15 protein-coding genes are annotated in these 18,956 nt (G+C 69.1%); 10 read left to right on the forward strand and 5 right to left on the reverse strand.

Annotation, left to right across the window (positions count from 1 at the left end):
• The first annotated feature begins 89 nt into the window (after positions 1 to 89).
• Both ACFXMF_RS03750 and ACFXMF_RS03755 read left to right on the forward strand, forming a co-directional pair.
• A complete protein-coding gene (locus ACFXMF_RS03750) occupies positions 90 to 1,406 on the forward strand; it encodes a PhoH family protein (protein ID WP_360311903.1) in 1,317 nt (438 codons plus the stop codon).
• Positions 1,407 to 1,817: 411 nt separating this feature from the next.
• Entirely contained in the window at positions 1,818 to 2,540 is a 723-nt protein-coding gene (locus ACFXMF_RS03755; RefSeq protein ID WP_379988119.1) for a transglycosylase SLT domain-containing protein, read from the forward strand.
• Positions 2,541 to 2,640: 100 nt separating this feature from the next.
• On the opposite strand, the gene ACFXMF_RS03760 is transcribed toward ACFXMF_RS03755, so the two are convergent.
• A complete protein-coding gene (locus ACFXMF_RS03760) occupies positions 2,641 to 3,801 on the reverse strand; it encodes a steroid 3-ketoacyl-CoA thiolase (protein ID WP_360311907.1) in 1,161 nt (386 codons plus the stop codon).
• A 340-nt stretch (positions 3,802 to 4,141) separates the two neighbouring features.
• On the opposite strand from ACFXMF_RS03760, the gene ACFXMF_RS03765 reads away from it, so the two are divergent.
• A complete protein-coding gene (locus ACFXMF_RS03765) occupies positions 4,142 to 5,452 on the forward strand; it encodes a TetR/AcrR family transcriptional regulator (RefSeq protein WP_379988118.1) in 1,311 nt (436 codons plus the stop codon).
• 399 nt (positions 5,453 to 5,851) lie between these two features.
• On the opposite strand, the gene ACFXMF_RS03770 is transcribed toward ACFXMF_RS03765, so the two are convergent.
• Both ACFXMF_RS03770 and ACFXMF_RS03775 read right to left on the reverse strand, forming a co-directional pair.
• Entirely contained in the window at positions 5,852 to 6,376 is a 525-nt protein-coding gene (locus tag ACFXMF_RS03770; protein WP_360311911.1) for a carboxymuconolactone decarboxylase family protein, read from the reverse strand.
• A gap of 3 nt (positions 6,377 to 6,379) precedes the next feature.
• The gene (locus ACFXMF_RS03775) at positions 6,380 to 6,931 is read right to left on the reverse strand and encodes a peroxiredoxin (protein ID WP_078976832.1); all 552 of its coding nucleotides are present in this window, start codon (positions 6,929 to 6,931) and stop codon (positions 6,380 to 6,382) included.
• 716 nt (positions 6,932 to 7,647) lie between these two features.
• Between ACFXMF_RS03775 and ACFXMF_RS03780 the strand changes: the two genes are divergently transcribed.
• The 6 genes from ACFXMF_RS03780 to ACFXMF_RS03805 all read left to right on the forward strand — a co-directional run bounded on the left by ACFXMF_RS03780 (position 7,648) and on the right by ACFXMF_RS03805 (position 13,612).
• Positions 7,648 to 8,517, forward strand: a complete 870-nt coding sequence (locus ACFXMF_RS03780; RefSeq protein ID WP_379988123.1) for a hypothetical protein — start codon at positions 7,648 to 7,650, stop codon at positions 8,515 to 8,517.
• A gap of 129 nt (positions 8,518 to 8,646) precedes the next feature.
• Positions 8,647 to 9,123 (forward strand): hypothetical protein, encoded by a 477-nt coding sequence (locus ACFXMF_RS03785; RefSeq protein ID WP_379988117.1) that lies wholly within the window; start codon positions 8,647 to 8,649, stop codon positions 9,121 to 9,123.
• 361 nt (positions 9,124 to 9,484) lie between these two features.
• Positions 9,485 to 10,444 carry a helix-turn-helix domain-containing protein gene (locus ACFXMF_RS03790; RefSeq protein ID WP_360311916.1) on the forward strand — a complete coding sequence of 320 codons (960 nt, stop codon included), beginning with the start codon at positions 9,485 to 9,487 and terminating at the stop codon, positions 10,442 to 10,444.
• A 323-nt stretch (positions 10,445 to 10,767) separates the two neighbouring features.
• Positions 10,768 to 11,451, forward strand: a complete 684-nt coding sequence (locus tag ACFXMF_RS03795; protein WP_360311918.1) for a hypothetical protein — start codon at positions 10,768 to 10,770, stop codon at positions 11,449 to 11,451.
• A gap of 254 nt (positions 11,452 to 11,705) precedes the next feature.
• Positions 11,706 to 12,059: a VOC family protein gene (locus ACFXMF_RS03800; protein WP_360311920.1), complete on the forward strand. Its 354-nt coding sequence runs from the start codon at positions 11,706 to 11,708 to the stop codon at positions 12,057 to 12,059.
• 384 nt (positions 12,060 to 12,443) lie between these two features.
• Positions 12,444 to 13,612, forward strand: a protein-coding gene (locus ACFXMF_RS03805) for an IS3 family transposase (RefSeq protein ID WP_379988116.1) whose coding sequence is annotated in 2 segments (ribosomal slippage) — positions 12,444 to 12,693 and positions 12,693 to 13,612 — 1,170 coding nt in all. Because the reading frame shifts where the segments join, the coding sequence is not laid out codon by codon here.
• Between the two features lie 1,744 nt (positions 13,613 to 15,356).
• On the opposite strand, the gene ACFXMF_RS03810 is transcribed toward ACFXMF_RS03805, so the two are convergent.
• Positions 15,357 to 16,259 carry an alpha/beta fold hydrolase gene (locus tag ACFXMF_RS03810; RefSeq protein WP_379988115.1) on the reverse strand — a complete coding sequence of 301 codons (903 nt, stop codon included), beginning with the start codon at positions 16,257 to 16,259 and terminating at the stop codon, positions 15,357 to 15,359.
• 81 nt (positions 16,260 to 16,340) lie between these two features.
• Between ACFXMF_RS03810 and ACFXMF_RS03815 the strand changes: the two genes are divergently transcribed.
• Positions 16,341 to 17,141 (forward strand): hypothetical protein, encoded by an 801-nt coding sequence (locus tag ACFXMF_RS03815; protein ID WP_379988114.1) that lies wholly within the window; start codon positions 16,341 to 16,343, stop codon positions 17,139 to 17,141.
• 340 nt (positions 17,142 to 17,481) lie between these two features.
• On the opposite strand, the gene ACFXMF_RS03820 is transcribed toward ACFXMF_RS03815, so the two are convergent.
• Positions 17,482 to 18,915: an alpha/beta fold hydrolase gene (locus ACFXMF_RS03820; protein ID WP_379988113.1), complete on the reverse strand. Its 1,434-nt coding sequence runs from the start codon at positions 18,913 to 18,915 to the stop codon at positions 17,482 to 17,484.
• Between the last annotated feature and the right edge of the window lie 41 nt (positions 18,916 to 18,956).

The raw sequence follows: 18,956 nt of genomic DNA on the forward strand, positions 1-18,956 counted from the left end.
GGCCGGGCACCCGGCCTTCGGGCCGGGGCCCGGACTCCGAGCGATCAGGGCGCACGGTGCGCGTGCCCTGAGAGGGGGCGAGGCACTCCGTGGCCACGATCCAACGCCGTGCTCCGCAGCACCGGACGTATGTCCTCGACACCAGCGTGCTCCTTGCCGATCCGTCGGCGCTCTTGAAGTTCGACGAGCACGAGGTCGTTCTGCCCGTCGTCGTGATCACCGAGTTGGAGGCCAAACGGCACCACCCGGAGTTGGGCTACTTCGCCCGGCACGCGCTGCGGATGTTGGACGAGCTTCGTACGCAGTACGGGCGCCTGGACGCCCCGGTGCCGATCGGGGATTCCGGCGGCACCCTGCGGGTGGAGCTCAATCACATCGACGCGACCGTGCTCCCGCCCGGATTCCGGCTGGGCGACAACGACTCGCGCATCCTGGCGGTGGCCAGGCACCTGATGGCCGAGGGCCACGATGTGACGCTGGTGTCCAAGGACGTGCCGATGCGCGTCAAGGCGTCCGCGGTGGGACTGAACGCGGAGGAGTACCGCGCCGAACTGGTGAACACCTCGGGCTGGACCGGAATGGCCGAACTCACGGTCGATTCCGCCGACATCGACGCCCTGTTCGAACACGATCGCACGCACATCGAGCAGGCCGTCGACCTGCCCTGCCACACCGGACTGGTGCTGGTCTCCGAGCGCGGCAAGGCGCTCGGCCGGGTCACCGCGGACAAGCGGGTGCGCCTGGTGCGCGGCGATCGGGACGTGTTCGGTCTGCACGGGCGCAGTGCCGAGCAGCGGATAGCGCTGGATCTGCTGCTCGACCCGGAGATCGGAATCGTGTCGATGGGCGGCCGGGCCGGTACCGGCAAGTCGGCGCTGGCGATGTGCGCGGGCCTGGAGGCGGTGCTGGAGCGCAACCAGCACCGCAAGGTGATGGTCTTCCGTCCTTTGTACGCGGTCGGTGGTCAGGAACTCGGCTACCTGCCCGGCACCGAGAACGAGAAGATGAGCCCCTGGGCCCAGGCGGTCTTCGACACGCTGTCGGCGGTCACCACATCCGACGTGATCGAGGAGGTCGTCGCCCGCGGGATGTTGGAGGTGCTGCCGCTCACCCACATCCGCGGCCGGTCGTTGCACGACGCGTTCGTGATCGTGGACGAGGCGCAGTCCCTGGAGCGCAATGTGCTGCTGACCGTGCTGTCGCGGATCGGCAGCAATTCGCGGGTGGTGCTCACCCACGACGTCGCGCAGCGGGACAACCTGCGGGTCGGTCGGCACGACGGGGTGGTCGCGGTGGTGGAAAAGCTCAAGGGACACCCGCTGTTCGCGCACGTGACCCTGACCCGGTCCGAGCGCTCGCCGATCGCGGCCCTGGTGACCGAGATGTTGGAGGACCTGCCCGGCTGACGGATGCCTGGTGAGGCCCCCGGAGGGAGTTGTTCGGCCGGCCCCGTCGGCGACGTCTCGACTGCTTCGAGACGTCGACGGCGGGGCCTTGCCGTGTCCGCATATTCCGGGTGGAAACGGTCCGCGGCGGAAAGGGAAAAGCCTTTGGCCTTCCCGGAGTTGTGATGTTCGCCACGTCTTCGAAAATTGCTTCCGAATGTTTGGCTGAGGCAGGCTGCTGGACTTGTAAGACCCTCGCGTACAGCGCTGCCCGACGACTCGACACATGACCTGCTGTACGCCGCCCGCCACACGCGCCGGACCGATCGTTCGGCGCGAGGGCCGAAATGCTCCCTCCGGGAGCGTGGGCAGACCGGGGGTTGGACTCGTACGCCGCTCGACCGCGGTGCGCGCCTGTCGGAAGGAACGTGTGTGAGCCGGATCTCGGTTCGGGGGATAGCCGTGGCATCCGCCACCGCTGTCACGGCCGTTGGCGCCGTGGTCGGATTCAGTGGCACGGGAGTTTCCGCGTCCGCCGACGCCCAGACGGTAGACGAAGCAAGCACCACGAAGCTTCTCGAGGTTCCTGCCGCCCCTGCGGCGCAGCAACTGAGCACCGGGATCACCCACCAGGCCGACGCGCAGACCGCCGCCTACGACGAGGCGCAGCGCGTACAGGCCGAAGAGGCCGCCCGGGTCAAGGCCGAGCGCGACGCCGCCGAAAAGGCCGCAGCGGAGAAGGCCGCGGCCGACAAGGCGGCGGCGGACAAGGCCGCGGCCGACAAGGAGGCCGCGGACCGCAAGGCGGCCCAGGAGCGTGCCGCCCGCTCGGACAACCGCGGCGCGGTGGAGAAGGTGTCGGCGTCCGCCGCCGACGCCCAGGCGATCGCCAAGTCGATGATGAGTTCGAGCGCGTACACGTGCTTCAGCAACATCGTCACGAAGGAAAGCGGCTGGCGGGTCGACGCGACGAACAAGTCGTCCGGCGCGTACGGCCTGATGCAGGCGCTGCCGGCGAGCAAGTACGCCACGGCCGGCGCCGACTGGCGGACCAACCCCGAGACGCAGATCAAGTGGGGCCTGAGCTATATGAACGAGCGCTACGGCAGCCCGTGCCAGGCGTGGACGTTCTGGCAGAGCCACCACTGGTACTGAGTGGGCCGCGAGTCGCACGACTCGCCCATGAACGCGGGTCGAGCCCCGCACGCCGGACGGCGTGCGGGGCTCGATCGTGTGCGGTGCCGGTTGGCGGGCGTCAGATCCGCTCGATGATCGTGCCGGACGCGTTGGCGCCGCCCGCGCACATCGTCACCAGGGCGAACTGCTTGTCGGTGCGCTCCAGTTCGTAGAGCGCGGTGGTCAGCAGTCGGCCGCCGGTGGAGCCGACCGGGTGGCCCAGCGCGATCGCGCCGCCGTTGACGTTGACCTTGTCCAGGTCGGCCTTTTGCACCTGGGCCCAGGAGAGCACGACGGACGCGAACGCCTCGTTGACCTCGAACAGGTCGATGTCGGACATCGCCATCCCGGAGCGGGCGAACAGCCGCTCGGTCGCGTCGTTCGGACCGTCCAGGTGGTAGTGCGGGTCGGCGCCGACCATCGCCTGCGCGATGATCCGAGCGCGCGGACGCAGGCCGAGCGCGCGTGCCTTGTCCTCGTCCATGATCAGCAGCGCCGCGGCGCCGTCGGAGATCTGCGACGAGTTGCCGGCGGTGTGGATGCCGTCGGGCAGCACCGGCTTGAGGCGGGTCAGGCTCTCGATCGTGGTGTCGCGCAGACCCTGGTCGCGGTCGACCAGCACGGTCTCGCCGGTGGGCTTGCCCTCGGCGTCCAGTACGGGTGCCTCGACCGGGACCACCTGCGAGGTGAACCGGCCCTCGTCCCACGCGCGCTTGGCGTTGGCCTGTGAGCGCACGCCCAGGGCGTCGACGTCGGCGCGGGTGATGCCGCGGTTGCGGGCGATCCGCTCGGCGGCGGTGAACTGGTCGGGCAGGTCGATCGCCCAGTCCTCCGGCTTGGACTTCTGGCCGGGCTTGGCGGTGTGCCCGAGCGGGTTGCGGCTCATCGACTCGATGCCGCATGCAACTCCCGCATCGATGGCGCCGGTCGCGATCAGTCCGGCGATCAGGTGCACCGACTGCTGGGCGGATCCGCACTGGCAGTCGATCGTGGTGCCACCGGTGCGGTGCGGCAGGCCGGCGTACAGCCAGGCGTGCTTGACGATGTCGCCGGACTGCTCGCCGGCCTGGGTGACACAGCCGCCGATCACCTGGTCGACCAGTTCGGGGTCGATCCCGGCCCGCTCGATCAGCCCGCGCTGGACGGCCGACAACAACTGCACCGGGTGCAGGCCGGCGAGCCGGCCGTTGCGCTTGCCGATGGGGGTGCGCACGGCTTCGACGATGACGGGGTTGCCCATGGGGTCGCTCCTAGCGAGTCCTGCGTGGCCGGTCTTCGGGGCCGGTCCACGGATGGCGACGCATTGATCCAGCCTGATCTCACCCTGCCCCAAGTGTATGACTAAGTCAAGGATATGATGGCGCGGGGTCGGGTGCCTCGTTTTCGGTCCCAGGTGGTATCCGGAGGGCTCGAAGGCTCGTTGCGACTGTCGTCGTGCCCGCATCCGATGCGCTTTGTACTCGTTCGCACTGCGACTCGGGTGTGCGGTCGGGTGGTTCGGGTGGGGCTCGTGGGGCGAGTAGGGACTACCGGAACGTGATATTCCGCATGGGATTCCCAGGCGTACTACGCTTGGCATCGTGTTGAGCGATCGAGCGGGTGCGGAGCGTCACATCAAGCCGCGAGCGGATCGACGCGCGGAGATCATCAGACACGCCTGTGCGCTGTTCGCCAAGCGGGGCTACGGCGCCACGACCGTCCGGCAGATCGCCGAGTCCGCCGACATGCTCTCGGGCAGCCTGTACCACCACTTCCCGTCCAAGGAAGCGATGTTGCTCGAAGTACTCGACAGCTTCTTCGCCGAAATCATGAGCCGACAGCGGGCCACCGTCGAGCGTGGCGAGGAGCCGATCGCCACGCTGCGCGGCCTGTTGCGGGACAGCCTCGAAGTGATCGGCAACAGTCCCGACGCGGCGATCGTGGTGGTCGGCGAGTCGCGCCGACTCTCCCGCAGCGAGGGCTTCGTCTGGCTGTCCGACCGCACCGCCGAGGCATCCACCCTGTGGGGGCGGGTGTTGCGCCGGGGCGTCGAGAACGGCAGTCTGCGCCGGGACCTGCACCCCGTGTTGTTGTCGCTGATGTTGCAATCGGCAGTGTGGGGGATGGCCCAGTGGTATCGGCCGAGCGGCCGCTACGACCCGGACGCGGCCGCGGGGCGTCTGGTGGACGTGTTCGTGCGCGGCATCGTGCGGCCCGGGCGGCACTCCTCGCAGCGCATCTGCAACCTGCTCGGGCCGGCGCGCTACGCGGTGCCCACGCTGCGTCGGGTCGGCCCGATCGAGGACGCCCGGATCGAGGCCGAACGGCGGATGGCCCGGGTGCCGCCGCAGGCCGACGCGCGCACCCGGATCCGGATCGCCTCCAACCTGCTCTTCGAGCAGGACGGATACGCGAGCACCACGGTGCGTCGGATCGCCGACCTGGCCGGTGTGCCGGTCGGCAGCCTCGCGCATCACATCGGCTCCAAGGAGCAGTTGCTCGCCGAGCTGCTCGGCGAGTTCCTAGGCGATCTGCGTACCGCGTTCGACAAGGACGCCGCCGCGCAACCGGCGCCGGTGGAGCGGCTGGGCGGCCTGATCGGGCGGACCGTGGAGGCGCATGCCTATCACGGGGTCTCCACCGTGCTGGCGATAAACGAGGTGCGCGGCGACGAACTCCCGGCCGGCCGGCTGACCTCGCAGCGGGCCAAGGTCGCCGACACCTGGACCGGGGCGCTGGTGGCCGGGATCCGGTCCGGCGACTTCCACCCCGATCTGGATCCGGCGTTCACCCAGCGGGTGTTGCGCACGGCGATCTCGACCGGGAGCCGGATATATCGCGGGATGGGTGTGCGGGACGCGGTGGGGTTGTATCGGGAGGTCGCGCTGGTCGGGATGGGGGCGGCACGGTGAGCCGGCGGCGTGAGGAGTCGGCGTTCGGTGGGTGGTCGGGGGTCGGGTCCGGGGCTGGGTCGGGCTCCGGGGTCGGGGCGGGGTCCGGGCCGGGGTCTGTGCCGGGGCCGATTCGGCTGCGGCGGGTGACGCGGTTGCAGGGGTTGACGCGGTTGTGGTGGGCGACGTGTGCGTTGTGGGTGACGCGCTCGCGGTGGGCGATTCGGTCGCGTCCGGCGGGGCGGTCGCGGGCTCGGCGGTGAGGGGGGCGGGTTCGGGGAGTTCGGGGGTTGGGAACTTGGGGAAACGCGTGAGAGCCCGCCCCTGGAATTCACCGGGTGGGGCGGGCTCTCACGGGTGCTACCGATGTTGCGGGTATAGCGGGTGTCTCGGGTGTTCGCCGGGGCGATCAGGGCGTGCTCAGCCCTGGTCGGTCTCCAGCGTCACGCCGACCGCGTGGATCACGGCGGCGATCTTGATCGCCTCCTGGATCGTCTCGCGCGGCACGCCCTCCTTGCGCAGGACCTGCTCGTGCGACTCCAGGCACCGGCCGCAGCCGTTGATCGCCGAGACCGCCAGCGACCACAGCTCGAAGTCGGCCTTCGGGGCACCCGGGTTGGCCATCACGTTCATCCGCAGCCCGGCCCGGAGGTTGCTGTACTCCGGGTCGCCGATGAGGTGCATCGACCGGTAGTAGATGTTGTTCATCGCCATGATCGCGGCAGCGGCCTTGGCGGCGGTGAACGCCTCGTCGGACAGCCGGCTCTTGGCTTCGGGTTCGAGTTCGGCCAGCACCTTGGGGCTACGCGTGGCGATCGCGCAGGCGAGCACCGTGCCCCAGAGCGTCTGCTCGGCGAGCTTGGAATTGCCCACGACCGAGCCCAGGTTGAGCTTGAGGTCCTTGGCGTACTCGGGCAGTGCGGCCTTCAGGACGTCGAGACCCATGGATCAGGCGTCCATCAGCTTGGCGGCGTCGAGGGTCTCGCCGCCCTTCTGCCAGTTGCACGGGCACAGCTCGTCGGTCTGCAGCGCGTCCAGGACCCGCAGCACCTCGTCGGGGTTGCGGCCCACCGAGCCGGCGGTGACCATGACGAACTGGATCTCGTTGTTCGGGTCGATGATGAAGACCGCGCGGTCCGCGACACCGTCGGCGTTGAGCACACCGGCGGCCGAGGACAGCTCGCGCTTGAGGTCGGAGAGCATCGGGAACGGCAGGTCGGTCAGGTCCGGGTGGTCCTTGCGCCAGGCCAGGTGCACGAACTCGGAGTCCACGGATACGCCGAGGAGCTGCGCGTCACGGTCCTGGAAGTCCTCGTTGAGACGGCCGAACGCGGCGATCTCGGTCGGACACACGAAGGTGAAGTCCTTCGGCCAGAAGAAGACGACGCGCCACTTGCCGTCGTAGGACTTGTTGGTGATCTGCTCGAAAGCCTTGTCCGCTTCCAGCGACACAACGCCGGTGAGGTCGTACTCGGGGAACTGGTTACCGACAGTAAGCACTGAATCTCCTCCGCGAAGGGCCGGGAAGGCAGGTTCACCATCCCGGTCGGACGTACGTTGATCACGATGTCACAGGAGAATTGATAGATGAAATAAGCAATGGCTCAACCATTGATCGTGATCGCCTATCAGTGGGCGGGGGCGGGAAGTGCCCAGCTCAGCGCCACGCCCGCCGGTTCGATCGCGGGACGGGGCGCGAACGGCAGGCGGACGAGGAGCTTACGCGCCGTTTCGTCGAACACCGAATCGGGACATTGGGATGATCTTGCGATCGGGGCGGCTCGGGGGTGGCCGGGGCGGTTGGCGGGGGAGTGGTGGGGTCGGGTGGGGGAGAGGGGCGGTCACGGGTCGTGACCGTGATCATGGTCATGGTCGGTGTCGGCGTTGAGTTCGGCCCCGGCGGATTCCGGTGGCGCGGCGCGGCCGTTCCCACGCCGAAGCGTCGTGGTAAGTCCCCCCGTTGAAGGGGTGTTGCGGGGTGATTGCGCTCGCCGATGCCGGAACCCGGCAAGCGTGGAGAGGGTGGGCGGATGTGTGCCGAGGAGCGGGTGAAACACCGGCGAAGGACACCGCTTTCGCGGCCGACCATGCGGCCGTTCCGGCACTTGGAACCCGATGACCAGGCGGTGTACGAGTTCCTGTGCACGTGGCGGGACAACAGCCTGGCCGGGCAGGTCGGCAGCCCGCTGTCGGAGAGTGTTGACAAGATCATCGCCATGATTGGCGTACGTACCACCCCGCCGCGGCCGGTCGACATCGCCGCGGTCTTCCCCGCGCTGGCTCCGCTGGCCCGCCCGGCGGTCCGGTTGCACCCGCGTCCCGGGTCCCCCACGGTGCACGACAGCTCGATCGGCGGACCCCTGCTGTGGCCCGCACAGGAACCCTGGCGGTACTGCCGCATCGAGCATGACGGCCTCCACCCCCTGGTGCCCGTGGCCCAGTTGTATGCGCGGGACATACCCCTGCTGCGGCCGCCCGGGCGGACCGACCTGCTGCAGGTTCTGTGGTGCCCTTCGGAGCACGCGCCGGACTCGAGCATTCCGATCGAGTTGTCCTGGCGGACCGCCGCGGATGTCACCGACGTGTTGGCCGCGCCGCCCGAGCCGTTCGACGCGGACGAGGACCTCTACGTGCCCGAGCCGTGCGTGCTCGCGCCGGAGCAGGTCACCGAGTACCCCGATTTCCTGGAACTCCCCGAGGAGTCGAAGCAGCAGATCACGGACCCCGCGCACTGGCGGGCGGCGGGCATCGTGGTCGACGACGCCTACCCGCAGGAGATCTATGACAACGCGCTGTCCCACGCTCCCGGTTGGAAGATCGGCGGCTGGGCCCCCTGGGGACTCACCGACCCCATGCCGCGGTTCTGTGTGGCCTGCGGTACGGCAATGACGCCGCTGCTGACCATCGCTTCGTCCGAATGGCACCCCGACAGCACGAGTTGGATCCCGTACGAGGACAGGGTTTCCGGCGTGTCCGAGGACAGTTGGTGCAATCCGCCCGAGATCACCGTGCTGGACGCCAATCACCTCCAGTTGTACGCCTGCCCGGCGAGCGGAGGCCACCCGCACGTCGACCTGGTCCAGTGAGGGACCGCGGGAGGCCCGGAACCGGGTAAGCGGAGATCCGCACTCCGCACCAACGGCGCCCGTACCGGGTGACGAAGCCGAAACGGCTCGGCAGCGGGCCACTTCGTCTCGTCCTCGGCGTTCATGCGCATGCGCCGGGAACGCAAAGTCGAGCCGCCACGGTCGCGCTACCTGGCCAACCCGTGGCCCGCCGCCGCAGAACGTTCCTCGACCACGCTGTCGCCCGACGATGTCGGCGATTGGATCGCGATGTTCGCCATCGGCGTGCAAGTCCCCGACATCTTCCCGGACATCACCGACGGTGGAACCAGCGGCGACGAGCCCTACCGCTTCCGGCTCTTCGACACGGACGTCACGAGCTGGGCGACCACCGACTACATCCCCGGCGCCGACACCTTCGAAGTCGCCCAATCCGGCCCACGTCGCCTGTGGACCGAACTCGAAACCGCCTGGCGCTGGTGGCACGACCAGGGCCGCCCCGACTTCCACCGCTACGGCCTCACCGCCCACCCGGACGGCACCGAACAGCTATGGCTGGACGACCCGGACAACCCCGTCCCGACCAGCCGGAGCCGCGGTGCTGCCGGGTCCGTTCAGCCGATGTAGCGGAAGGCAAAGGAGATCGTGATGCTCCCGGTCCCCCGCACCGGGAGATCGGGCCGACCCGCGCCTTTGACGCCGACTACGTCGCGACGTACGGGTGTTGCGTTCCGAGCGCGCGCCCGCCGTCCGGCCGGGAGCAGCCCGGGGGTGCGTGTGGCGCATGGCTTCGCGAGGACACCTCACGTTTGCTTCCGGCGCATCGGTGTCACGGTGTCGTCGCGGCCGGCCCGTTCCGAGTGTGTGTCGGGGTGTGGGTGTGGTTCACAACACTCTTCCGGGCGTGCGGTTGGTTCGGGATGATCGCGGGATGTTCGTCGGTGGGGGAGCGTTACAACAGGGGCCTGGTCCGACGGGGCTGTCGGTGATGAGTACCGACGCGATTCCGGAACCGGAACGGTTCGGCTGGTGGGCCGAGTTGGTCGGCCGTCACGTCATGGCGGTGTCCATCGACAGCGCTTACACGGCGCGGTTCCGCGGCGACGCCCAAGCCGTGGAGACGCCGGACGGCCAGGTGGCCGCCTTCGGTTTCTCGCCGATGACGGCCCGCCGTTCCGCCGTGCAGATCCGCCGGTACGACCCCGAGTGCTATTACCTGGTGCTGGTGCGCGGCGGCCCGATCCGGTTGACGCAGGAACGCCGTACCGCGTGCCTGGAGGCAGGCGGGATGACACTGTTCTCCACTTCTCATCCGCTGGACGTCGACTTCGTCGACGTCGGTCGCCGGTCCCGGCTGACGCTGATCCGCCTACCGCGCGCGTCGCGCCCGCCGGCCGGCAGGAGCGCCGACAGGCTGCTTGGCGAACCCCTTTCGACTCGCGCCGGGCCGGGCCGCCTCCTCGCCTCCTACCTCGCACAACTTCCCGAAGCCGCGCACGGTAGCGCCCCCGGCGACCTGGCTCGCATGGCGGCCATCGGCGTCGACCTCGCGGCGACCGTCGTTGCCTCCGGCCTCGACACCCACGACGCCCTGCCTCACGCCACCCGCAGGGCTGCACTGCTGGCACGCGTCCACGCGTTCATCGACCGCCACCTGGCCGATTCCGAACTGGGGCCGGCCGCGATTGCCGCGCACCACCACATCTCCGTACGGAGCCTGCACGAACTCTTCCGCGACGAACCGGAATCGGTGGCCGCATCGATCCGGCGGCGCCGTCTGGAACGTTGCCACGCCAACCTGGCCGACCCGGCGCTGCGGCACCGCACGATCGGCGAGACCGCCGCCCGCTGGGGGCTGCGTCCCGGCGACTTCAGCCGCGCGTTCCGCAGCGTCTACGGGGTCCTGCCGCACGAAGTCCGGCCGCATACGCGAGGCCCGGGCCGATAGCCCCGCCCCGGTCGCCCGGCAGGCGAACCGAGCGGGCCGGTCACGATCGTCGAACCCGCCGGCGGTGTGCGCGCAATGCGGACGAACGCTGCGCCGAACGCGGATGACCAAGGTGCTCCGGCCGGGAGAGGGTGGACAGGCGCCATGAGAAAGGGGGCGCGGGGCACGGGAATCGGGCGGCAACCGAGGATTCCGTGCGGTGATCAGCCGGCTCAGGGACGGGGGATTGCCCGGGCGTGCCGAGTACGTCCAGGCAATCCCCCACCGGTGTTGCCCGAGCGCGCTTCCGCCCCAGCCGTACCGGCAATGACGGAGGAGTACACATGAAGCGTCGCAGGATCGCCCGCTGTGCGGGAGTCACGGCCGCCGCAGCCGGCCTGGCTTTCGGATTCACCGGCCAAGCCACGGCCGCCTCACAGTTCGCATTGACCTACACGAACTCCAACATGTGCGTCGGCGGTGAATCGATAACCAACGCCGACGCGTTCTCTTCGGGATATACGTACGGCTACAAGCGAAACAGCAACGGCACCTGCACGCTCGTGAACAGGCCCACGGGCGTATTGTCGGTCGAGAAGCACTTACTTGCCTACGATGCGCCCGGTAACGTCTGGTTCACCTGCGCCACGGAAGGCCCGGCTCGAAACGGCGGCTCCGCCTTCCGTGTCGGGATCGAAAGCCACTACCGCTGCGGTGGGAACCTCTGGCACGCCACGTTCACGGCCGCCTACGGATGGGACGGCTCCGCTTGGCGCGGCGCCTGGGTCGGCTCGAACAACGAGTGGGTCCCCGCGTTGAACCTCTCCACCGCCCCCAGCAGCCCCCCGGCAGCGCCGAAGACCAACGCGGCCGACGCCATCAAGCGCGGCGAGGTACGCCTGGGCAGCCCCGGCGGCCCCAAGACCACCGCCGCCCAACTCCAAAAGCCCCCCACCGTGCGCGGCGACGCTCCCGTCGAAAACCCCCCTTCCGGCGGCACCTACACGGTCCGGACCCTCACTCGCTAGGCCCCGTCCCGACGGCCTCCGCGCCGGAACACCCTGTGGGTCCGCAGCACCGGCGTTGCGGACCCACGGCGGGTGACGGCGGGGAAGGCGGCGGAAGCCGGCCTGTGTCCGGGTGTCGGGCCGAGTCGCCGGAGGGTGCGAACGCGCGGGCGGCGCCCGGCTTCCGTGGCGCGGGGTCCGCAGTCCCGGGCGAGCCGTTCCGGCAGTCTGCGTGTCCGGGTCCCGGCCGGGCTGCCGCCTGGCAAAATCACGGCATGGAACGCGTGCTCGGAATCGGTGGATACTTCATTCGCGCTTCGACCCCGGCTGCGTTGGGCGCCTGGTACCGGGATTTCCTCGGCCTGGATGCGGACGAGCACGGCGTATGGCACCAGGAAGCGGGACTCACGGTCTTTGCGCCCTTCGAGGCCGACACCGACTACTTCGCTTCCCGTTCCCAACAGACCATGCTCAACTTCCGCGTCCGCGACCTGGACGCCATGCTTGCGCAGCTCCGCGCCAAGGGCGCCGACGTAGCCGACGAGATCCAGGACATGGAAGGCGTCGGCCGCTTCGGCTGGGTAACCGACCCCGAGGGCAACCGCATCGAACTCTGGCAGCCGGCGTAACAGGCGGACCACGCACGCCGATCGGCCTTGGTCACGCTTCTTGGATCGGAGGAGATGGCGCCGCCGTGCGTGCCGTGGATCATGGCGGTGGGCGTGGTGACTTTGCTTCGCCGACTGCGTGGGCTCGGTTGGGGTGCTGGGGCTGGGGCTGGGGCTGGGGCTGAGTGGCGGGGCGTTTCGCAGCTTGCGGGTGGGTGTTGGTGGGGTTGGGCGCGGGTGGCTTTGTGCTAAACGGTCGGCGTGGATTGGTGGAGATGGGCCCGGGTCCACGGTCACCGGCGGCCGGGAGCCCTGGGCTCCCCGGCGAGAGGTGGGTGTGAGGTGCCCTTGATCTTCCGGACAGTGACCCGCGTAGGGTTGTAGGAAACCGGAAAGAGAAAGCACGTGCCCAAGAGATACACACAGCAGTTCAAGGACGAAGCCGTTCGCCTGGTGCTGGACGGCCCCCGTCCGATCATCCAGGTCGCGCGCGAGCTGGGTGTCAACGACACCACGCTCGGGAACTGGGTTGCGCAATACCGCAGGTCCTTGACGGATCCCGGATCGACGCCGCGAGGCGATGAACCCGTGACCGCGCGGGAACGGGAACTCGAACGCGAGAACCGGAAGCTCCGCGAGGAGAACGCGTTCCTGGTAAAAGCAAGCGCCTTCTTCGCCCGCAACCATCGGTGAGTTCCCGCTACGAACTCGTCGACGCGGAGAAGGCAACCTTTCGCATCGCCGACATGTGCCGATGGCTCGACGTATCCCGATCCGGATTCTACGAGTGGCGCACCCGCCCGGAATCCACCGTCGGAAGCCGACGCCGACGCCTGACCGCCGCGATAAAGGAGATCTTCGCCGCGAATCACGAGACCTACGGATATCGCCGCGTCCACGCCGTCCTCGCGCGCTCCGGCGAGAGTGCCTCGCCGGAGCTGGTTCGCACGCTGATGCGCAAGCTGGGGCTGGTGCCCTGCCAACCCCGGCCGTGGAGGGCCGTCACGACGCTGTCCGGCGACGCGCACCCGCGCACCCCGGACCTGGTCCGCCGGGATTTCACCGCGGACCGGCCGGGAACCAAACTCGTCGGCGACGTCACCTACATTCCGACGTGGGAGGGATTCCTTTATCTCGCCACCGTCATCGACTGCCACAGCAAGGCGGTCGTCGGGTGGGCGATGGCGGACCATTTCAAAACCTCGCTCGTCGCCTCGGCACTCGACATGGCCCGCGGGCGCATGAAAATGGAGAAGGACGCGATCTTTCACTCCGATCGCGGCAGCAACTACACTTCCGAGGCATTCGCCCAGACTCTGGACAACCTCGAAATGCGGCAATCCGTCGGACGCACCGGAGTATGTTGGGACAACGCAATGGCCGAGTCCTTCTTCGGCGCGCTGAAGAACGAATGCCTCAACCGCTACGTCTTCACGAACCACGCGAAAGCCCGCCGCGAAGTTGTCAGATACATCGAGGGCTTCTATAATCGCCGACGACTCCACTCCGCCCTGGGATACCGGACGCCCCTCGAAGCCCTGCAAGACCACCCCGAGCTCGGACTCGCCGCATAAAAGGACAGCAAACCAGGCGTCCGGAAAACGCGGGGCACCTCAGTGTTGCTTGGCGGGAAAGGCGCTGGCAACGGCGGAGCGGGAGGGCGGCCGGGTTGGGTTCGCCGGGGAGCCTTTCCGAGAGGGTCGGGCCGTTTCGGGTTGTGGTGGGTGTGTGGTGGCGGGAGGGGAGAAGAAGAGCGGGCCGTGGGTGGGCGGTTGCGGTCGCCGGGGTGCACAACCCGGCCCTCGGCACGCGCTCTCGCTGCGCGGTCACGTAAAACCGCAGGTCAGTGGCACTCTGGGGGTGGGAAGCCGTCTCGGGATCCGGGTTGTGACCCTTCAAGGCTCACGGACGGCTCTCCGCCCGGCGGCACCGACCCGAAACGCCCACCGAGAGCCCTGACCCACGCGAAATCGGCCGCCTGCGTGCGCAACCCGGCCCCCGGCACGCACTCTCGCCGCTCGGTCCCACAAAACCGCAGGTCAGAGGAACCCCGGGTGCGGGCAGCCGTCTCGGGATCCGGGGCGTGACCCTCCGGGCTCACAGACGGTTCTCCACCCGGCCGCGCCGACCCGAAACGCCCACCGAGAGCCGTGACCCACGCGAAATCGGCTGCTTGCGTGCGCAACCCGGCCCCCGGCACGCACTCTCGCCGGCCGGTTGCACAAAACCGCAGGTCAGCCCCAAAACAGCGGGTCCGAAGGCGTCCCGCGATCCGGATCGAGACCCGCCCAACCCACGGGCAGCCTTTCCGCCCGCGCACCCACCCCACAACGCCCGTCAAAACGGCCCGGCCCACTCGGGAAGGCTCCTCGGCGGACCCGACGAAAGCACCCTCCCGCTCCGCCGTTGCCAGCGCTTTTCCGGTGAGCAACGCCCGGGTCTCGCCGGGGAGTCCAGGGCTCCTGACCGCCGGTGACCGTGGGACCGGGCTGATCTCCGCCGGTCCACGCCGACCGTTTAGCACAAGGCCATCCGCTGCCGACCAAGACGCGACCGCCAGCCGCGACCGCCCGACCCTCTCGGGGAGGCTCCCCGGCGAACCTCACCGGGCTCCCCTCCCGCTCCGCCGTTGCCAGCGCCTTTCCGGCGAGCAACGCCTGTGTCTCGCCGGGGAATCCAGGGCTCCCGGCCGCCGGTGACCGTGGGACCGGGCTGATCTCCGCCGGTCCACGCCGACCGTTTAGCACTGAGCCTCCCGCTGCCCACCAAGTCGCGACCGCCAGCTGTGAACGCCCGGCCCATTCGGGAAGGTCCCCCGGCGAACCCAACTCGGCCGCCCTCCCGCTCCGCCGTTGCCAGCGCCTTTCCGGTGAGCAATGCCCGCGTCTCGCCGGGGAGTCCAGGGCTCCCGGCCGCCGGTGACCGTGGGACCGGGCCGATCTCCGCCGGTCCACGCCGACCGTTTAGCACAAAGCCACCCGCCGCCCACCAAGACGCGACCGCCGGCCGCGAACGCCCGACCCACTCGGAAAGGCTCCCCGGCGAACCCAACTCGGCCGCCCTCCCGCTCCGCCGTTGCCAGCGCCTTTCCCCGCAGGCAACGCGCGCGTCTCGCCGGGGAGCCCAGGGCTCCCGGCCGCCGGTGACCGTGGGACCGGGCTGATCTCCGCCGGTCCACGCCGACCGTTTAGCACAAAGCCACCCGCGCCCAACCCCACCAACACCCGCCCGCAGGCGTCGACTTCGAGTATCCATACTCCCTCGACAGGGTTGACCACCTCGGCCGAGAGAGGCGGCCATGGTGCCGGCTTGCGGTGGTCAGGGAGCTGTTCGGGGAGCCGGGGCTGGAGCCGGGGTGGGGCTGGCTTGGATGAGTTGGGCGATTTCTCGGGCATGGGTGAATACGAGTCGGTGGTTGGTGGGGAGCCAGGTCACGGTGGGGGTGGGTGGGGGCTCGTGGAGTAGGCGTGCGATGCCGGTGCGCCAGAGGTGGTTGTGACGGGGGGTGCGGCCGTCCGTGCCGGTGCCTGCGATCGAGGTCGACATGATCATGGTTATGGGGCAGGTGACCTTGCGGAATCGGTCGAGGATTCGGGAGCGGACCATGTCGATTTGCAACTGTAGGTCGAAGATTTCCTTGGCGGTGGGTAGCACCTGACGCGGCGTGCCGATGGACTGCTCGATCTCACGCCGGGTTGTCGGGTCCTCTGCCATTGCGCGGAATTCCGGTAGGTCGATCTCGGTGATGAACGGTTCCGGCAGCGGGTTTGCCCCGTCGATGAGCACGAGTTCGGCGACGGCGTCCGGATGTTCGGCGGCGTAGTGCACGGCCAGGTCCGCGCCGAGGGAGTAGCCCACGAGTATGGGCGGGACGGCGCGCCCGGGCTCCGACGCGGCTATCTCCGACATCACCGCGACGAGATCGCCGAGGAACGCCTCGAAGGTGTACCGATCGCCGGCCGAGGAGAGGCCGTGGCCCCGGAGGTCGAAGGTCACCACGTCGTGGTCGCGCCGCAGCAGCTCGATCAGTGCGTGTAGGTCGGCCTGGGTCGACATCAGCCCCGGGACCAGGACCAGCGGTCGTCCCCGCCCGCCCCGAGACACCGGAATCGTGACCCCGTCGTGGTGCACCGTGAACCGCCGGCCGGCCCGCTCCTCGTTGTCGTCGTACGCCCGGCCCGGCCCCGCAGCCTCGATCGCATCGTCGTCTTTCGTAGTCATGCCGACCATGCTGGGAGGTGGACCCTGCGTCAGGGTCAAATCCGATGGCATCGACCGCCCGTCGGCGACAGGATTAGGACGGTGGACAGCCTCTCGCGTGCGCCGTTGCCTCTGCCGGTGCGGGACCCTCGTGGCCGGGGCCTCGTCCTCGATTACGCGGACATGCAAGCCCTGCTTGCCGACCTCGTGTTGCCCAGGGAAGCGTCCATGCAGGTCATGAGCGCGTTGGAAACCTCCCGTGAACTCATCCGCCACTCCTACTACCGGTACGAGTTCGCCACGGTGGCCGTCATGCACTCCCTGTTCGCCCTGGAACAGGTTCTCGCCGAGCGTCTGGCCGTCGACGCACCGCTCCGGGACCTGATCGGGCGGGCCGTGGACGCAGGGCTCATCGCGGTCGAGCTCGCCGCCGAGGTCGACCGCAGTCGGGTGCTGCGCGACGACCTCACGCACGGCACCGTGACGAGTGCGGCCCTCGGTCCGCTCCGGGCCGTCGGTATGGTGCGTGCCGTCTTCGATGCGGTGGCCGTGCTCCTTCGCCTGCCATCCGCAGTCGAGGCGGAGGCGGCGGCCGTACATCCCGATGATCGACTTGCCGGGCTCTGGGTCGAACACCTGCGTGCGCCTTTCCCGGCCGGCTTCCGAGGCGTGGACGTCGGCGGCGTGGAGCTGGTTCTCGTGGATGCCGACGTCGCCGGCATCGTTCAGCGCGAGCTGAACGGCGGGCTCGACGACGATGGCATCGCCGTCCTCTGGGCCCGTATTGCCGATCTGAACGGGGTTGTTCCCCTGCTCAACGAGGAATACTGCGCCTCCTACTTCGCGAGACTTCGGACCATCGCCAATCTCACGGCAGCGCGGCATATCCACGCCGCGACCTGACCGGACCACCCATCGGCCCTACGGCGGCAGAGCGATCCTGCCGAAGACCTCGCCGGCGCCCATCGTCCGGTGGGCGCACACGACCGGTCCAGAGTACGCAACTCGGATGCCATCGAGCGTAGTTCGCCCCGGCCTGCGGCGGCTAACCCTCCCGGCGATTCGCCGCATTCGCGATCCGGGCCCCGCGACCCTCACCGGACCCGCCGCCGGCCCGCCCGGCACCCGCAGCACGACGCCGGCCACGCCGGACCACGTCAGCGAACCACCTCACGACGCCCGGCCGACCCGAGCGTGGGTCGGCCGAGCACAGGGCCGGCCGGCGCCCACGTCGTCCCGGGGTTCAGAACCGCCGGTTCGGCTTGCGGTTCTCGATCAGCTCGTGGGCGCGTTCCTCCAGAGACCGGTCCGGCTGCGGAGTCGAGCGAGCTGTGGCGCCATCCGCCGGAACGTCCGGCCTCGGCGGACCGGCACACGTGGCGCGGGAGCCGGGGAGCACGCCGTTGATCAGGTAGTCGTCGACCTTCTTCGTGACGCAGCCATTGCGGCCGTACAGGCTGTGCGTGCCCTCGTCGGTGACCGAGATCAGGTTGTCGTCCAGCTTGGCCGCCATCGCCGGGCCGCCGTCGTATTGGGTGGCCGGGTCGAACTCGGCCTGGACCACGACTCCGATCGGATAGCCCTTGCGCTTCAGGTCGGTGATCCGCTCCTGTGGTGTGAACGACCGGAACGTGCATTCGGTCGGCTCGGCCGCCGCCGCACCCCTGCCGTACGGGTACCGCTCGCGGAATATCCGCATCTGCTCGTAGTAGACGTTCGGGTCCGTGGGCCAGTCGGCCTCGCACGTCACCGCCTGGTAGGTGCCGTTGACCGTCGGCGGGATGGACCGTTCGGCCAGCACCGCAAGGGCCTTGGCCGCGTCGGCGGACAACGTTCCGCCGACCGCCTTCCTGATTTCGATGACCAGTTCGGCCATCAGCGCCCAGACGGCACGCGGAACGGTCTCGTAGCCCAGCATGGCGTCGAAGTAATTGCGGTCGATCTTGGGGTCTTCGGGATACCCGGGCGACGGCACCGGCTTGATCGCCAGTTGCTCGCCGATCGCGTCGAGATTGGCCATCACCCGGGTGAGCGAGTTGCCCAGGTGATACGTGTTGTCCCGCTCGGCCACCCAGCCGGCCCAGGCTTCGACGTTCTGCCGGGCCGCGACGGCCTGTTGCTTGAACTGCTCGTAGTAGAGCCAGTCCGGGTGCATCGACGAGTCCAGCACACTGCGGTTGAGCCGGCCGGGGAACAGGCTGCCGTACACGGCGCCGAGATAGGTACCGTACGAGAACCCGAGGTAATTGATCTTCTTCTCGCCCAACGCGGCCCGGATCAAGTCCATGTCCCGAGCGGTATTCGCGGTGTTGACGAACGGCCGCATACCGCCGCCCGCCCGTTGGCACGCCTGTTCGCGTTGCAGCGCGGCGGCGGCCATCGCCGGGAACTGCGCGTCCGTCGGCCGGGTCGGTCGCGGGACGGATTGCTCCACCGCCTCGCAGTGCAGCGGCGTGGACCGGCCCACCCCTCGTGGGTCGAAGCCGATCAGGTCGAAGCTGCCCGCGATCGCCTCCCCGGCCAGTTCGGTCGGTAACGCCAGCCCTTCGCCGCCGGGCCCACCGGGATTCACCAGCAGCACGCCCTGTCGCTTGGCCGGACTGTCGGCCTTGCGGCGGCTCACCGCGATGTCGAGCCGGCCGTCACCGGGTTTGCGATAGTTCAGCGGGACGGTCAACGTGGTGCAATCCAACCCGGCCCAACGCCTGTTCCACTCCT

The sequence above is a fragment of the Embleya sp. NPDC059213 genome (genome assembly GCF_042754445.1).
Taxonomy (GTDB): domain Bacteria; phylum Actinomycetota; class Actinomycetes; order Streptomycetales; family Streptomycetaceae; genus Embleya.

Bases quoted from the DNA above. Each gene is read 5' to 3' on its own strand.
- ACFXMF_RS03760 (WP_360311907.1), bottom strand. From the start codon at position 3,801: ATGGGCAACCCCGTCATCGTCGAAGCCGTGCGCACCCCCATCGGCAAG.
- ACFXMF_RS03770 (WP_360311911.1), bottom strand. From the start codon at position 6,376: ATGGGTCTCGACGTCCTGAAGGCCGCACTGCCCGAGTACGCCAAGGAC.
- ACFXMF_RS03780 (WP_379988123.1), top strand. From the start codon at position 7,648: ATGATTGGCGTACGTACCACCCCGCCGCGGCCGGTCGACATCGCCGCG.
- ACFXMF_RS03785 (WP_379988117.1), top strand. From the start codon at position 8,647: ATGCGCCGGGAACGCAAAGTCGAGCCGCCACGGTCGCGCTACCTGGCC.
- ACFXMF_RS03790 (WP_360311916.1), top strand. From the start codon at position 9,485: ATGAGTACCGACGCGATTCCGGAACCGGAACGGTTCGGCTGGTGGGCC.
- ACFXMF_RS03795 (WP_360311918.1), top strand. From the start codon at position 10,768: ATGAAGCGTCGCAGGATCGCCCGCTGTGCGGGAGTCACGGCCGCCGCA.
- ACFXMF_RS03800 (WP_360311920.1), top strand. From the start codon at position 11,706: ATGGAACGCGTGCTCGGAATCGGTGGATACTTCATTCGCGCTTCGACC.
- ACFXMF_RS03810 (WP_379988115.1), bottom strand. From the start codon at position 16,259: ATGACTACGAAAGACGACGATGCGATCGAGGCTGCGGGGCCGGGCCGG.